We start from the raw sequence: 17,179 nt of genomic DNA, 5'->3' as shown, positions 1-17,179 counted from the left end.
GAGCGCTTTTTATCTATACGTAGAATTTTTTGCAACGCTTACAATCCGAAATGAATGAGCACCAAATTACCTATTGCTGCACACAGCATAGCAAGGAAAGTCAAGATCATACCCGCGAAGCGCTGCCAGCTAACGCCTGAGTGACGACCTAAGCCATAGGCATGTAATACACGGCCAAATAAAAGTGCGCTCCCCAATGCGTGAACAGCCCACACTTGGCCAGTATTAGCTTCAAAACACGCTATCATAATAAGGGTGATGGGTACGTACTCGCTAAAGTTGCCGTGCGCTCTAGTCAAACGACTTAGATCTTCATGGCCACCATCGCCAATTCCCACTTGATGGCGACGTCTGGCGCCAATGACTAAAAACGACAAATACAGGTAGCAAATACCCAGTAAGCTGGCGTAAAACGCCGTGATTGGCAAAACCATGGTCTACTCCACATGTTCTAATTATATCGCGTTGTATTAATCAGCGCTTAATTCAACATTCATGGTTGTCATTAAACGTTATCCGCTAATAAGTTACAAGCAACAAAAAAGGCCGCCTAAGCGACCTTTTGTTGACGTTGTTGGCAATTAACCTAAACGTTCAGCAAGTTCAGCACTCACTTCTTCAACTGGGCGCGTACCGTCAAGCTTGTGGTACTCACAGTTTCCAGCTTCCGCTTCAGCGCTGTAGTAGTTCACAAGCGGCTTTGTTTGCTCATGGTAAATCGCAAGACGCTTGCGCACTGTTTCTTCTTTATCGTCATCACGAACGATAAGGTCATCGCCTGTTTCATTGTCTTTACCTTCCACCTTTGGTGGGTTGTAAACAACGTGGTAAACGCGACCTGATGCAGGGTGTACACGACGACCACCCATACGTTCTACGATTACATCATCAGGAACGTCAAACTCGATGCAATGATCAACAGTGACACCTGCTTCTTTCATTGCGTCAGCCTGAGGAATAGTGCGAGGGAAACCGTCTAACAAGAAACCGTCTTTACAGTCATCTTGTGCAATACGCTCTTTTACTAGGCCAATGATAATCTCATCAGATACTAGTTTGCCTTCATCCATTACACGCTTTGCTTCAAGGCCTAGCTCTGTACCTGCTTTAATTGCAGCACGAAGCATGTCGCCCGTTGAAATTTGTGGAATGCCATATTTGCCCATTAAAAACTGAGCTTGTGTGCCCTTACCCGCGCCAGGAGCGCCGAGAAGAATGATTCGCATGAGTGCGTTCTCCGCTTATGATTTTTAAACTTTTTACTTCGGGCACTTTACACATTCAACACTGGGGTGACAAGTGTAAGCAGTACCGTAAAGTTAATCTTAAGACTAATGGCGAATATATGTTCAGCTTATAGGCACTTTTGTAAATTTGCGCCTACACCCATTCAGTAACTCATCTTATTTAAGATGAATAAGCTAACTCTTAATATGATTAACTTGAAATTTTAGACCGCCAAAATATAGCACAATAAAATGGCTAAACTTACTTTTGTTAGTCGTAGAAATAAAAAAACGGGCATTACGCCCGTTTTTAAATGTAAACCTAATGGTTTATTGCTTTATTTAGCTAACTTCATTAGAAGCGTGTTCAAGTTCTGAACAAAACTAGATGGGTCTTTCAAGCTACCCTGTTCTGACAATGCAGCTTGATCAAACAATACGCCTACCCACTGATTAAACAGCTCTTCATCTTGGGTATCTGCCAGCAGCTTCACCAAGCTATGCTCAGGGTTAAGTTCAAAGTGATACTTCACGTCTGGCACGGTCTGCCCTGCTGCCTGCATAAGCTTCATCATTTGCGTAGTCATGCCATTGTCATCTGCTACGATGACTGCAGGTGAGTCTGTTAAGCGATGGGTAAATTTAACGTCTACGACCTTATCGCCAAGTGCTGTTTTAGCTCGCTCAAGAACACCTTCAACTTGCTTTTCTGCTTCTTCTTGCGCCTTCTTAGACTCTTCGTCTTCTAAGTCGCCTAAATCTAAGTTTCCTTTCGCAATTGAGACAAACTGCTTCTCGTTAAACTCAGTAAGGTGAGACATTAACCATTCGTCAATGCGCTCGCCCATCAATAGCACTTCAATTCCTTTCTTGCGGAAAATCTCAAGGTGAGGACTAGACTTGGCAGCTTGCAAGCTATCTGCTGTCACATAATAAATCTTATCCTGGCCTTCTTTCATTCGCTCAATATAGTCAGCTAATGATACGGTTTGTGCATCAGACTCACCATGTGTAGAAGAGAAGCGTAGCAAGCCAGCAATTTTCTCGCGGTTACTGAAATCTTCAGCCGGCCCTTCTTTTAACACGTTGCCGAATTCATTCCAGAACGACTGATATTTTTCATTGTCGTTCTTCGCCATTTTTTCAAGCATCTGTAATACGCGCTTAGTACAACCTTGGCGTAGCGCTTGCGTTATCTTGTTGTCCTGTAGAATTTCACGAGACACGTTAAGCGGAAGATCATTGCTGTCTAGCAAACCTTTAACAAAACGTAGATAAGTAGGCATGAACTGTTCGGCGTCGTCCATAATGAAAACACGTTGAACGTAAAGCTTAAGACCATGACTTTGGTCGCGATTCCACATATCAAACGGCGCTTTAGAAGGGATATACAATAAACTTGTATATTCTGTTTTACCCTCTACTTTGTTATGCGCCCATGCAAGCGGATCAGCAAAGTCATGAGAGATATGCTTGTAGAATTCGTTATACTCGTCATCAGTAATCTCAGACTTTTCACGAGTCCAAAGAGCGGTGGCTTTGTTTACAACTTCCCATTCACCAGGCTGGCCTTCAATTTTTTCGCCATCAGGGCCTTCACTTTCAGGCACTTCATCTTTCCACATCTGCACAGGAATACTGATGTGATCAGAATACTTACTTACGATAGAGCGTAAACGCCATGCATCAGCAAATTCTTTTTCGTCTTCGCGTAGGTGAAGCGTAATCTCGGTGCCGCGTGTAGGCTTGTTGATTTCAGCAATAGTGAATTCACCTTCACCGTCTGAAATCCACTCAACACCTTGCGATGCATCTGCACCAGCAGCACGAGTTCGCACCGTTACTTTGTCAGCTACGATGAACGCAGAGTAAAAGCCAACACCGAACTGGCCAATGAGTTGTGAGTCTTTAGCGCTATCGCCAGAAAGTTTGCTAAAGAAGTCTTTAGTGCCTGACTTAGCAATTGTACCCAAGTTCGCAATGACTTCATCGCGAGTCATACCAATACCGTTATCGGTAATGGTGACGGTATTTGCTTCTTTATCGACGCTAAGCTTTACGTTTAACTCGCCATCGTTTTCGTAAAGACTGTCATTTTCTAGCGCACGAAAGCGTAACTTATCCGCAGCATCTGCCGCGTTTGACACTAACTCACGTAGAAAAATTTCTTTGTTTGAATACAAAGAGTGAATCATCAGATGAAGAAGCTGTTTTACTTCTGTTTGAAAACCGTGGGTTTCTTTTTGGGCTGCTTCAGCCATAATCCAATATCTCCTCGTTGAATGGATCACGTTTGATGTTAAACAGGTAAGGTCGCTCAACGCACTTTTCAACGTTTAGAACGAAAATTTATTTTTTATAAGGAGATTTATCTTCAATAAAGTTTGATGTTGAGTATATTGTGGGCGAGCGATAAGAGAGAACGTGACGTAGGCCCGCCAGATGCAGACCCACGTTGAGTGTTTTAATTACTAAGAATGGGTATACCCCAATTTACAGTACTATAGTTTGCGGCGACCCGAAAATGCGTGGGTGAGAGTATTACCATCAATATACTCGAGCTCTCCCCCAACCGGCACGCCGTGGGCAATTCGAGACGCATCAACGTTATGGCTTGCACAAAGTTGAGCGATATAATGTGCCGTGGCCTCCCCCTCTACAGTCGGGTTTGTGGCGAGGATAACTTCATTTATCCCACCTGCGGCAAGACGAGCCTCAAGCTCAGTAAGACCAATTTCTTCTGGCCCAACGCCGTCAATAGGAGACAAATGACCCATAAGCACAAAATACTGCCCCTTGTAACTTAAGGTTTGTTCGATTGCTAGTACGTCTTGTGGGCTTTCAACAATACATAACAAGCCACTTGCTTCTCTTTCAGGGTGACGACAAATGTCACATAGCTCGTCTTCAGTAAATGTTCTGCAGCGCTTACAATGATGAATATGCTCCATGGCATTGTGTAATACGTTGCTTAAATCAATTGCCCCAGTGCGATTACGCTCTAATAGGTGGAATGCCATACGCTGAGCGCTCTTGTTGCCAACGCCGGGAAGACACGTTAGTGCCTGAATTAATTCTGAGAGTAGCGGACTGAACTTCATAGTATTTACTGCTTTGGTGCTTTTTCTTTTTGATTCGAGCTTTCGCGGTATTTAATCACGTTCCGCTTTGCTTGGTCGAGCTTAACTTCATAAATGTTGCCCCCAAATAACCCCTTGTACTCTTCATCGGTGAAAACCAGCGTGTTGTCGTCATAAAACGTCACTGCCTCTTTTTGTGTGACTACGCCTAAATCAATACGCGACACATCGCCACTGAAGAAGTTATCGCCTTCAAAATTTTCAAATAACCACAGGCTTGTTGAATCTAACAGCACCAGTTTAGTCCTATCAGGGCTTATTGCAGCCGATGTGATCCAGCATAACTTTTCAAGGGTGGTACAGGTTTTAAATTCGCCGATGAGCTGTGCGTCAAAGTTAGCGGCATGATCCCCCACCTTATACAACTTGGTGATGCCATCGAAGGGTTTTGTTCTATTTTTTGTAAACAGGTAGAGGTTACGCTTGTACTCTACAAACGCTTCCAAATCGTAGTTCTTGTCTTTCGGTTTTACTTTTCCTTTTCCCATTTCCGGGTAAGTAAACTTAATGATTTCTGCTTCTGTGGTATCGGTTTTTATGTCAATGGGGTTTTCAATTTTATAAATCGTTAACCAGCGTCGCTTGTTGTCATTGTTGCCGAAGTCTCCCAAAAAGAAATGACCGAAACTGTTTTGTGTCATGTCTTCCCAGTCGACGTTTTTGGCATTTGTAACTGTAACTTCCCTCTCAATAGTTCCATCTTTATTGAGCATATAAAGGATGGGTCCATCGCCACTGTCGTTAATGGCCCAAAGCCTTTTGTATTTATCGTATTCTATACCTGAAATTTCCTTAAGCTTCGGGTCGACCGTTACTGTTTTCATTTTAAACAGGTCGTGAATACTCATAAAAAACAACACAGTTGCGATGGGTAGTAAAATAACCGTGGTGATAACTAAGCCTTTCCTTAGCACTACTAAAACCTCTATTTTAACGAGTTAACTTTCGCGATTAGCGGTTAACTGAACACGTTGAGTTTTCTGAAAGATAAAAAACGCAATGATACAACGATCATTCAACTATTTGGGACACTTTTTCTACGGAACAACGGTTAAATGAGATTTTACTGTTAATGTCGATGAGTTGGGCATGCGCTCAATATTTGTAAGCTGTGTATCAGCCCATAATTATCAACGTATCATGCTGAAAACAAGCCTAACCTTTATCAGTAAGTAGACGTTGACGTTCATCTTTATTGAATACGGTTTCATCGTGCTTTATGAATTGTTCAATGATTGACTGCTCATGGTCAGTAAATGCAGTTTCAAAATTTTGATGGCCAACGCTCACTGTAGCTTTTTGCCCATTTGCTAACTTTTCGTTAGCCAGCGCTAACTGACTAATGAAATCATTTAACGATATCCGATTGTATGTAAAGATCCCGGGCTTACTCAATGATGCAGGTGTGAGTAAGTCATCATGTTCAAGCATAAAGGCGTGTTTGAAAATTGCTTGAGACTTTGTGAAGCAGGCAGTAGGGCTGCGCAGAGTAGCAGCTTCTGGAAGCGCTTTAATACGGATGCTCTGACCATTGTCTGCGGTTTGCCAAGTTACACCACACACACTAACACTAAATGCATCTACCTGATTAGCAGTTTCCTTTCGCGCTAGCGTTGAGACGGTATCCAATGCTTGAAGCTCAGCAAGAACTTGAGGTAAAGACGTCATTGAGAGCTTTTCAATTGTTATCTTTCCCGCGTTGGACTGATAAGTAAGCTTCAGCGTGTTCTCTAGATAGTAGACTTGGCCTGTGTCCTTCCAAAGGGATACAGCGGTATTATTGATAGACGGATTTTCGACGGCACAATCACGTTGGGCCTGAAAGCGTTTTAACATTTTTGCTAACACAGCGTCCTTCCTCATTTCGAACTGCCACATTCTATTATTTGTGTTCCTTTGCTATGCGCAAGCTAAATGACTGAATGTGACAGTGTTTTAATGTTACGGAAGAAAGGCCTGGTTGAACTATTGCTAAAAATACTTATTTAAAACTGATAGCACGTTAGATTTTACGTGCGTATACCGACACCACAAACGTTAATGATAACTATTATCATATTGTAAAGTGTGCGAGAATGGCAGCATGGCTTGATGACTAAGTAAGTAGGAAAACGAATGCGAAATCTTATAAACGCAACCGTAACCCAAGTTCACCATTGGAATGACACTCTGTTTAGTTTCAAAACAACGAGAGAATCATCTTTTCGTTTTGAAAGTGGTCAATTCGTTATGATTGGTCTTGAAGTAGATGGTAGGCCACTGATGAGGGCCTACAGCATCGCAAGCCCAAATTATGATGAGGAATTGGAATTTTTTAGTATTAAGGTGCCAGATGGTGCGCTTACTTCTCGCCTTCAAAATATAGAACCTGGTGACCAGGTAATGATTAATGTTAGGCCTACAGGTACGCTCGTGCCTGGTTTCTTGTTACCCGGAAAACATCTTTATTTGCTCAGCACTGGTACAGGTCTAGCACCATTTATGAGTATTATCAGAGATCCTTTCATTTATGAAAGCTTTGAAAAAATTATATTAGTTCACGGAACGCGGTGGCGCTCTGAACTTGCCTATCAAGACGAAATTGAGCACCAACTTCCTAACAACCCTTATTTCGGTGACGAAGTGCGTGAGAAACTCATTTACTATCCTACTGTTACGAGAGAAAGTTATGAGAAAAACGGTATCGCTCATGAAGGACGGATAACGAAGCTAATTGAAAGCGGAAAGTTGCTGGATGATATAGGTATGCCTGAATTAGACACTGAAAATGACAGATTCATGCTATGTGGCAACGACAACATGCTACAAGACCTTATGTCTATGCTAGACGGCAAGGGCTTCTCGAAAGCTAACTCGCGTCGTCAGGGGCATTATGTAATTGAACAAGCATTTATAGAAAAGTAATGCGCAACGCATTTGCCTGACCATCGGCAACATTTTAAGTTTTCAATAAAAATCGCCGGCGTGTTGCCGGCGACTTTCTATGATTTCACTCGCAAAATACTTGCAAGCTGTATCGCTTCTAGCTTTACATAATTATTTAAAACGGCATTTTGAAGCCAAATGGGGCTTCGTTGCTGATTTGTGCTGAGATGTTGTTTTTAGGGGGCTGTAGCGTTTTAGACATCATTTTCATCACTCTACATTACTCTTTATTACTTTACTTTTGGCCCCTATTTGGCCCCATGTAGTAGCGCCAAAATACCAGCTTAGAGAAACAAAAACACCTATTGTGCCATCATCTACAATTATAATACCGCGAATACCTTCATCTCTCCATGATGGATTGAGCAAAGTGTACTAATAACTAAAGAAGCTTCAATCAAGTCCTCTTTCCAGCTGGCTTAGCTTTCACTTCTTTATACTTTTTCACTTTTCTCTTGAATGCTGCAAGATCGATATCGGCCATATTGATTGATATCTGCCCAGTCCCATGAACATGAGAAATCAATCGGTCATACTGTTGCTTATAAGGCGCTTGGATTGTTGAGCCACCGAACTCTCCGATATTACAGATAACCACATGCTGGTACATATGCCATTGAAGGGCCGAGGCCATGTTATCAAAAGTCGTCACATCACGGTTATGTGCAGAAACCACGAATAGCTCAGTTTTGTCTCTAAGGTCGGCAGCTAAGTTTATGTCCGTAGCATCGTAGCAGATGGCCGCCGAAATATTGAATGGGCCTTCATTATGGCCTTTAATTTCTAATATATGTTGGCATGGACGGAAACTAGAAATCCCTAATGAGACCTCGTTAGCCGTCATATGTTGTTTACCTTGATCTCTTAGAATCCAATGCCGACCACTCTCTCGATAGTCAGGTATGAACCAACGACCAATGTTTACTAATTTTCCGTGATGGTCTTTGAAAACTAATCCAGCAAATACTATTGCTTTGGTTTTGTCAGCTAACCGCTTTATCAAGTCCTGGTCATCTATATGTACTGATACTTCTGGAAAAACAATCAGGTCTGCGCTGCAATCACTGTTTTCACTATCAGCAATTCGCTTAGCTTCAAGTGTACGAATAGTTAGTCTGCATATTGCTGCAAGATGCGCTCTATGTTTAGCCCGTATCTTGGGGTTATTTAACTCAACATCAGAGGCACTAAAATCCGTGGTTTTTGGCACGATTTGTTGAACCGTGACGATCCTAAAGCCCCTATCGTCATTTTGTGGGCGTTTGACTTCGGTAGGTATAGCTGGCAATGAAGATGTCTCGCAAATCAAACTGTTCAGTTTTGATAACCTGCCTTCCAGGCACTCTCTGAACGACTCTAAACTATCGATTCTATTTACATCGTTACTCTTTACAAAGGTTGACTCGAATCCAGGCCACTGAAGACAACGCATGAGGAGATCAGAAAACCAATCACTGACTGTAGAAAACTCTCCAACCAGCGCTTCAGGACTATGAATCATTCCCATACGTCTTTTATACCAATTACTCCTAAGTCCTTTATATGTATTCGTTTTACCCTCTTTCCACAGCGTTCCGGTATAGTCAGCCCCCCCTAATACAGCAGCTCTGAGTAAACAGCCTATCCAGTAAAGCACACCTTTATCGCTATCAGCTTCATTATCAATCCAGTCTGGGATTGCAAATCGTGGGTCTCTTTTGCATACCTTAGGCTTACAATCAACTCTATCTACATTTGTTTGCCAGATTTCGTTCCATTTGGCACCACCTATATCTACGCTTATACCAGATGGAGAACTTTCTATTATGTCTGGCTTATCGTCCACTAACTGAAGTAAACCTAGAGCTAACTTCAGGACACCGTGCTCGATTCTGAATCCATTCAGTTCTGAACTGATTACTTTTGATAAAATTTGCTTTCTGGGCTTTGGCAGCGAGCTTGACAGTGGCTCCGCCCATTTAAAAAAGTTTGTAATAGAAGTCTTCTTTTTCTTCTTTAATTGCCGCCAAATTGCTGACCAAAAAGGGCCTCCCCGCTTAGCAAAAACTTCTAACCTGTCCCTTGCGTCGTTAGCAGACTCACTGGTAATCGCTTCAAGCAAAAGTGCCGCATAAGTATCAAAGTTGCCCGTTATTTGGCCCGCGACCTCATACAAAGCAGCTCGCTTTGCAGAAAAATTTAAATTTGAATTAGCCAATATTTTGTGTAATTCGACTTGGATGGTATCTTCTTCAAAGTCTTTTAGTACAGGCTTATTGACAACCGCTAAGAGCATTAACGCTTGGCGAACCACAAAGTCATGATTTATAGAGTCCGCAGCAATAACCTTCTGAGCATACTTAACGAGCAGTTCTATTACAGAAAATGGCTTTAAGAATGATGGGTAGTCAACGACTTGAAAATATCCATTAAAATCACTCGCACACCTGAAGAGATCTGCTAATAAATAGTCCATCATCCAAGCGGTCACTAAATCAGATTTGCCTGACTCTATTGAGAAACTACTTCGAGCGAACACCGCTTCAATAACAGGCTCAAATAAATCTTCATCAGGAAAAATTTCCAACGCTTTTCGTAATACAAGCCCTAAAGAAGGGTCTTTCATCCACGCATAAATGAGTTTTTTAGCTAATAACTCATTCTCTGCCTCGCTTTTTCTAAACTCTAGCTCATCACCTTCATAGGTCATTTTCCGTTTACTTTTGACAATGCTCTCTAATCGATTCGCAGCAAAACGTTTTAAAGTATCTGGACGCACGTCATGGTCAAAATTAGCAATCGCCAACAAAGGTGAGTCAGGAATATCGTCGTTCAGAAAGCCGAGAGTTTCTGGCTCTACTGAAAGTAAGTTTTCAAGAATTCCAGAGATTGACTCAATAGAATCCCTGTCGCTCGGGCCACTTAAGTCACTTTGAATGAGCTTAACCCTATTAGACATACTTCTATCATTATCTAAGTCTGAACGAACATTTATCTTGGTCTTCTCAAAATTAAGCTCAAGTTTCTTCCCACCAAAACTTTTGAGTTTATCGTCGATGAACTTATTGACCGTTTCTTTAACAACGCTAACAGCATCACTTTCGGCTGAGACGACAAGTCTTATATCATCCACGTAGCGACAATAGTCATGTAACACGATATTGCTTTTAGCATTTAACGCGTCACCTAAGCGCCTTCCTATCTCTTTATCAAACTCGTTTAAGTAAGCATTAGCAAAGAAGCCTGAGGAAACTAATCCCTGAGGCAAACCGAGCGCAATATCTTTTTGCTTGAAGCCTATTTCTTTGGCTCTGCTTTCGTCCTCTTCTCGCCACTTCCAACCGAATACAGCACGAACTCTGTTCCAAAACTGCGATTCAGGCTTCTCTGAATTGTGAAACTGATTTGATATCTTAATCAATCGCTCTATAAGTAGTTCAATATCGATGGTGTTGTAAAACTTAGATAAGTCCAAATTAACGATGAAGACTTCTTCGTTGCCAGCAGTTACGTTCGCAACTTCTCTTCCTAACACCAATGGCCGCTTAAGAAAGTTCTGATAGTCAGTAAAGAATTTTCGATAAACCTCACTGTTACCCCAACGAAACCAAGCTTTGCCATCTTTATTCCAATCACATAAAAGTCGATTTCCGTAACTATAAATTCCCTTTGAACGTGCTTTTTCGAAGTTTGGCTCGGAACAATCTCCTTGAGCTGTTTCTACAGCATCAGCGAGGCACATCATCACTGCTGTAGCCCAAGTTTGATCTCTTACTTGAATATGAGCCAGTGGTCTCAATGGGATTTTCTTTCCCCGCGCATCTAAGGGTTGCCAGCCTCTTTTGCTGATCGTCCAGTGCTCGCTCTTGGCGGCGGGTACTAACTCCAACTCAGATATTGATTTATTATCTTCTAGTTCTTGTGCCCAAATTTTTGCATTTTCTTCGATACAAAGAGCAGAGGTATCAAGCTCTAGCGTGTCTGCATACCAGTTAAAAGAGCGAATATAACTATGTGTTTTCTTCCATGCTTGAGCGATTACAACTTCATCGGTTAGATAATCAACAGTTGGTTTTAGCGCTCTATACTTTTCGTTTATTAATCTCATCAAAATCCCTTATTCACTCTCAGTCATCATCCATTCATTGCATCAGCTATCTTTACCTGAGTAGATCTCGCGCTAGCCAGTTTAGACTTCAAGCTGTCACAGATACTCAGCATCTCATTTGCTTTTCTCACGATTTCTAATTGCTCATTTTCAGGAATTAGAGGAAACAGTGTCATTTCTAATTGCTTAGTTGAGATGTGAGGAACACCGTTACTTCGGCCAGGATTAATTGAGCTAATAAACGTATCTGTCTCCAGCCATTTTGAAAGGAAAGATGTTGATACTCTGTCACCTATACTATGAAATTTAGCGACACGTTGAAGCAGTAAACATGGCAGGTCTGATTGATTAACTATCGCATATTTCAAACCTGTATTTATGATTGGACGGTCAAGCGAGATAACTATATCCCCCTCGGCTAGTTCAAAATTATCAAACTCATCTCGCATTTCAAAAGGAATACAGACTTTTTCAATCCAGCGAGTCTCTCCGTGGCCTATATTGATATTTCGCAGAAGCTTGATACCGTTGTTACAAAACCAGTGACTTTTAAAAGCGAATCCATTCAAGAAAGAATAGATGTCCCCTAATCTAGTCCAACACCATGAATTCGGTATTCCAAAAGGTTTTTCACTTTCAGAAATTGACGGCAATGGCTTTAGTTTTTTAATTTTCTTTTCTTTAATTAGCTGTTCTTTTTCTGCGGCGATGCGTTCGAGGAGTATTGATGCGGGTTCGTCGTTGGGGTCTTGTTTTACCAATTTGCCCATTACTGCGAGTTGCAGAATGGTTTGTTTTAGCTGGTCGATGCTGTCTTCTGTGGTGAACAGCACGTCAAAATGTGCGCTGATGCGTTGCCAGCTTTCGTTTAGCTCGTCTGCATCTTTTGCGTTAGTGAGCGTTTCTAGTAGTGATTTAACGAGTGTTTGATGCGCTTCGATATTTGATTCAGTTTGTGATTCAAGCTGATCGCAAAGCAGCATCAACTCATTGACCTTAGCAACGATTCGGTTTTGCTCTTCAAAACTTAACAGTGGTATTAATTTGGGTGCAATATCATTTTTATTAAATCCGTCCTGAGCGGAACGAGAAACCCCGCCAAAAAATGATTGTCCTAACGGGCTACTTAACAACAAAAATATGAATGATGGAGTGTAAGCTTTAAAGTCATTGTGAATTTTTACTAAAGCTACATTATAAGCTCCTTCTTTACCCCAAAATACCTTACCAACAGATGCTCCATATCTTCCCACCATAATATCGTCTTTAGAACAAAATTTAGATGCTTTTTCTTTCGGAATGTAAACAGGCTGTGGATTCGGGCCAAGGTCTCGTATTTGAATTAGCTGCACGTACCCCTCAAGCATCGTTTCACTAAAGAAAGATTTTGGAGGTTGACCGCCACCGCTAAAGTCTAATAACTCAGAGAACCTACACCATTGCCAGCTGGGAGGCAATTGGAAAGGTATTTCATCACTCGATATAGGAGGGAGTGATTTGGCTTTTTTAACCTTTTTGTCTTTTATCAGTTGAAACTTTCTTTCTTCGACCTTTTTTAAAATTTCACTTGCAGCCTCATCATCACTATTTTGCGAGACAAGCTTTCCTCGAATTGCTAACTCTAAAATTAGCTCTCTAAGCTTTTTAATCCCATAAAGCTCAAACTTGTTAGAACTACCCCGTCCTGAAGTCGATTTGGTTTTAATTGCCGATGTCCAAATATCCATGTTTTCAGTAATGATACTTTCTACTGACATTACGCTTTACCCTCAGAGCCTGATGACAGAGCTTCTGCCAGTATGCCTTTAAGCTGGTCACGTAATGCCTGAATTTCTTGCTGCTGTGCTTCGTATTGCTGTAGCAGTTCGTCTGGATCGTGGCTTTCTACTTCACCTACATGCGGGTTTTTAATATCCAGGTTGAAGTTACGTTCGATAACATCTTCAATTGAAACTTTCCAGGCCTGCTCATTTTCTACACGGCTGGCAAAGCCATCTGTTTCTGTACCCCACCATTCTTGTTCGGTTTGAAATTCTTCAAACTTCATTGGCTTGGTTTTGGAGTAGTTTTTTACGCCTTCTGGGTAAGGATGTTCGTAGAACCAAATCTCTTTGGTTGGCTTCCCTTTGGTGAAAAAAAGCAGGTTGGTTTTAATACCTGTGTAGGGGTTAAATACGCCATTAGGTAGTCTTACTATGGTGTGCAGATTACATTCTTCTGTCAGCAGCTTTTTGATTTTGGTTTTAACACCTTCACCAAAAAGCGTGCCGTCTGGCAATACCACTGCGGCGCGTCCGCCGTCTTTCAATACTTCGATGATGAGCTGTAAGAACAGATCGGCAGTTTCACGCGTTTGCATATCTGAGGGGAAGTTCTTTTCGATACCGTCTTCTTCGGTTCCACCAAATGGTGGGTTGGTGACGATAACATCGAACTCACTGTCCCAGTTTGAAAGTGGGCGGTTAAGCGTGTTGTCGTGCCGAATTTGCACGGGTACTTCAATACCGTGCAGCATCATATTTGTAGTGGCTAACAGGTGTGGTAATTGTTTTTTCTCTACGCCGTGAATTTGGCTTTGCAGGGTTTTATGGTCGGCTACAGTTTTTACGTATTTGGATTTTACGTGATCAACGGAACAGGCCAGAAACCCGCCCGTGCCGCAGGCGGGATCGAAGACTTTATCACCCAGCTTTGGGTCTACCCTGTCTACAATAAAACGGGTTACCGCACGGGGCGTATAGAACTCCCCTGCGTTACCTGCACTTTGCAGATCACGTAAAATTTGCTCGTAGATGTCACCGAATAAATGGCGCTCTTTTGAGTCGGTAAAATCGATTTCGTTTAGCTTATTGATTACCTGGCGTAACAGCGTACCGTTCTTCATGTAGTTGAAAGCATCGGAGAATGCTTCGCGCACGATAAAACCTCGCGGATTCTTATCGATTGGCGCTGTTAAGTTTTTAAGCGCTGGGAATAGGTCATCGTTCACAAACTCCATTAACTCATCGCCCGTGATCCCTTCATCATCGGCTGCCCAATTGCGCCATAGGTATTTAGGTGGAATTGGCTCACGGTAGTCATCCATTTCGAATTCCAGCTCTTCTTCCTGCGCATCGAATATTTTTAGGAAGAGTAACCATGACATCTGGCCTAAACGCTGGGCATCACCATCAACGCCAGCGTCTTTTCTCATAATGTCCTGAATGGATTTAATAACGGTACTGATCGACATACTTTTTTTATTTCTCTGATTCTTTATTTTGCGGCCTTAGCGGTGCTCAGGCTGATTTATTTGGTGTGGTGCTGTAGATGGCTTTTTCCAGTTCAGCTATGGCTGCTTCATATTCTTTTTTGCCACCAAAGCCTTTTTTAGCAATTTCGATAGGACGGCCAAACTCTACAACTTTACCTGTTTTAAGGGCGTCCTTGCTTTCCAAGGCTTCTACGCCCTCATCGCTGTATTTATTCAATAGCTCATTCAAAACGGCCTGCGCCATTTCGCTATACTTGGTGAAGTAGTTGCGTTTTTTAACATTGTTTGCGCGTTCTTTGCGCGTTAGCGGAGGCTGGTCGAAAACAACGTGACATATCATATCAAATGGGTCTAATTCTTTCCCAATTTCTGCTTCCAATACTTCCCAAATAACACCTTCTGATGCTAATTCATCTATGATGACTTGTTTGCGCTCTGCGCTGTTCCAGCGCTTGATGAAGTCATCAAGGGATGCAAAAGATTTAGTGAGGGTCTTTTTGGTGTAGTCTTTAAATGATTCGGTAACGAGTTTGCCGTCTTCATCATAATACTGAACACGCTCCCCTACTTTCTTCACTGCTACACCATTGATGTGGTATTTGGTGACGGTGGTTTCTTCATCTTCGTCCCAACCTGTTTGTGGTGAATCTCCACCTTCAGAGAAATCAAAGTCATCATCGCTGCTAAGACTATCGGGGCTATCTATAGTGCCTTCGGGTTCACCCTCTGTGTCGTGCCCGTCTAGAATATCGTTAAAATCAGAATCTTCATCATTGATATCACTGGGCTTAGTGTTGATAACTTTTTCAGGAATACCGTCGAAACGCTCATCTGCAAAAAGCTCTGTGGCCTTTTTGAAATCGAGGATGGTGAACCAGAGCTTGCCAAATTTATCATCGATACGGGTGCCTCTGCCGATGATCTGTTTGAACTTGGTCATACTCTGAATGTTCTGATCGAGCACAACCAGCTTGCAGGTTTTGGCATCAACACCCGTTGTCATAAGTTCTGATGTAGTTGCGATAACAGGATAATTGCGTTTGGGGTTAATGAAGTTATCCAGCTGGCCTTTACCAATGGCATCATCACCTGTGATCTTCATGACGTACTTATCATTTTTGGCATACTGTTCTGGGTTACAGTTAATTAGCGCCCTGCGCATTCGTTCGGCATGGTCGATGTCGTTACAGAACACAATTGTTTTTGCTAAGGGATCGGTACGTTTCAGGTAATTAGTAATTGTCTCTGCTACAAGTTGAGTGCGCTCATCGATGACCAAAGTACGGTCAAAGTCTTTCTGGTTGTAAATTCGGTCTTCTACTTCATTACCATGCTTATCAACCTGCCCTTTGGTTGGTCGCCAACCTTGCAAGTCGATATCCAAATCCACACGCACTACCTTGTAAGGGGCAAGAAAGCCGTCTTCAATGCCTTCCTTTAATGAGTACATATAAACTGGCTCACCAAAGTAGTCAATGTTAGACACTTCATCGGTTTCTTTGGGTGTAGCAGTTAATCCAATTTGAGTAGCAGAGCTAAAGTATTCAAGAATTTCGCGCCACGCACTCTCTTCTGATGCACTGCCTCTATGGCACTCATCAATCACGATCAGGTCAAAGAAATCGGGATCGACTTGCTTATAAGCCTTCTGGCTTTCGTCGGGGCCAGTTAATGCCTGATATAGTGCCAAGTGAACTTCGTAAGCGGGATCGACTTTTCTGCCTGTGATTTTAGTCATTGCCTGACCGAATGGCTGAAAGTCATTAATACGAGTTTGATCGACTAAAACATTTCGGTCTGCCAGAAATAAAACACGCTTCTTCGCTTTGGCTTTCCACAAGCGCCAAATGATTTGAAAGGCGGTATAGGTTTTACCTGTGCCTGTTGCCATTACCAGCAAAATCCTGTCTTTGCCTGAGGATACTGCTTCTACGGTTTTATTAATTGCTTGTAACTGGTAGTAACGCGGAGACTTACCAGAACCATCGTCGTAGTAGTCTTGCGTGATAATAGGTAACTGTGATTCTTTATAACCTTTATACGCACAGTATTTTGCCCACAACTGTGAAGGCGTTGGGAAGTCTTCTAGACCAATTTCGGTTTCAAGTTGCTGCGGATTCGTTTTGTCGTGAAAGATAAAGCCATCGCCATTACTGGCGAAGATGAAAGGGACATCGAGTAACTTGGCGTAATCCAACCCTTGCTGCATTCCTTTGCCGATTTCATGCTTATTGGCTTTGGCTTCTATAACGGCCAAGGGCATTGAGGGTTTATGATAAAGCACGATATCAGCAGATTTTACCTTTTTACGGGCAGCGACCATACCGCGAACGACAACTTTACCATCACGCAGTTTTACTTCCTGCCGGATTTGGGTCATATCATCCCAACCAGCCTGCTTTATAGCAGGTATGACGTACTTAGATATGATATCGGTTTCTGATAGCGCTTTTTTATTCACTGAACTCATACGTACTCCGTATACAGTTCACGTGAAGGGCCAAAGACAATTCTCTAATTGAGAACTGAGTTGATTCCCTTCAGCGTG

Annotated in this window: 11 protein-coding genes; 1 reads left to right on the top strand and 10 read right to left on the bottom strand. The window is 42.3% G+C overall.

What is annotated here, in order from left to right:
• Positions 1 to 38: 38 nt before the first annotated feature.
• From AC0J2X_RS05860 to AC0J2X_RS05835, 6 genes are all read right to left on the bottom strand, one after another.
• Positions 39 to 434 carry an MAPEG family protein gene (locus AC0J2X_RS05860; protein WP_014976958.1) on the bottom strand — a complete coding sequence of 132 codons (396 nt, stop codon included), beginning with the start codon at positions 432 to 434 and terminating at the stop codon, positions 39 to 41.
• Between the two features lie 147 nt (positions 435 to 581).
• Positions 582 to 1,226: an adenylate kinase gene (adk, locus tag AC0J2X_RS05855; protein WP_014950043.1), complete on the bottom strand. Its 645-nt coding sequence runs from the start codon at positions 1,224 to 1,226 to the stop codon at positions 582 to 584.
• A 338-nt stretch (positions 1,227 to 1,564) separates the two neighbouring features.
• Positions 1,565 to 3,487 (bottom strand): molecular chaperone HtpG, encoded by a 1,923-nt coding sequence (gene htpG, locus AC0J2X_RS05850; RefSeq protein ID WP_039236292.1) that lies wholly within the window; start codon positions 3,485 to 3,487, stop codon positions 1,565 to 1,567.
• A 240-nt stretch (positions 3,488 to 3,727) separates the two neighbouring features.
• The gene (gene recR / locus AC0J2X_RS05845; RefSeq protein ID WP_014950045.1) at positions 3,728 to 4,327 is read right to left on the bottom strand and encodes a recombination mediator RecR; all 600 of its coding nucleotides are present in this window, start codon (positions 4,325 to 4,327) and stop codon (positions 3,728 to 3,730) included.
• A gap of 5 nt (positions 4,328 to 4,332) precedes the next feature.
• A complete protein-coding gene (locus AC0J2X_RS05840; protein WP_014950046.1) occupies positions 4,333 to 5,280 on the bottom strand; it encodes a hypothetical protein in 948 nt (315 codons plus the stop codon).
• Between the two features lie 241 nt (positions 5,281 to 5,521).
• Positions 5,522 to 6,244, bottom strand: a complete 723-nt coding sequence (locus tag AC0J2X_RS05835) for a hypothetical protein (RefSeq protein WP_039222834.1) — start codon at positions 6,242 to 6,244, stop codon at positions 5,522 to 5,524.
• Positions 6,245 to 6,481: 237 nt separating this feature from the next.
• Between AC0J2X_RS05835 and AC0J2X_RS05830 the strand changes: the two genes are divergently transcribed.
• Positions 6,482 to 7,270, top strand: coding sequence for a ferredoxin--NADP reductase (locus tag AC0J2X_RS05830; protein ID WP_061486124.1), 789 nt, complete (start codon positions 6,482 to 6,484; stop codon positions 7,268 to 7,270).
• A gap of 418 nt (positions 7,271 to 7,688) precedes the next feature.
• Here AC0J2X_RS05830 and AC0J2X_RS05825 read toward each other — a convergent pair whose 3' ends face one another.
• The 4 genes from AC0J2X_RS05825 to hsdR are packed head-to-tail and all read right to left on the bottom strand — an operon-like array spanning position 7,689 to position 17,101.
• A complete protein-coding gene (locus AC0J2X_RS05825; protein ID WP_472995865.1) occupies positions 7,689 to 11,378 on the bottom strand; it encodes a reverse transcriptase domain-containing protein in 3,690 nt (1,229 codons plus the stop codon).
• A gap of 26 nt (positions 11,379 to 11,404) precedes the next feature.
• Positions 11,405 to 13,135 carry a restriction endonuclease subunit S gene (locus AC0J2X_RS05820; RefSeq protein ID WP_472995864.1) on the bottom strand — a complete coding sequence of 577 codons (1,731 nt, stop codon included), beginning with the start codon at positions 13,133 to 13,135 and terminating at the stop codon, positions 11,405 to 11,407.
• Positions 13,135 to 14,610 (bottom strand): type I restriction-modification system subunit M, encoded by a 1,476-nt coding sequence (locus tag AC0J2X_RS05815; protein ID WP_472995863.1) that lies wholly within the window; start codon positions 14,608 to 14,610, stop codon positions 13,135 to 13,137. Before AC0J2X_RS05815 ends, AC0J2X_RS05820 begins: the two co-directional genes overlap by 1 nt.
• Before the next feature lie 46 nt (positions 14,611 to 14,656).
• Complete coding sequence (gene hsdR / locus AC0J2X_RS05810) at positions 14,657 to 17,101, bottom strand: EcoAI/FtnUII family type I restriction enzme subunit R (protein ID WP_472995862.1); 2,445 nt, start codon at positions 17,099 to 17,101, stop codon at positions 14,657 to 14,659.
• Between the last annotated feature and the right edge of the window lie 78 nt (positions 17,102 to 17,179).

This window comes from Alteromonas sp. R7 (genome assembly GCF_055755235.1).
This window is presented reverse-complemented; position numbering and strand designations above follow the sequence as displayed.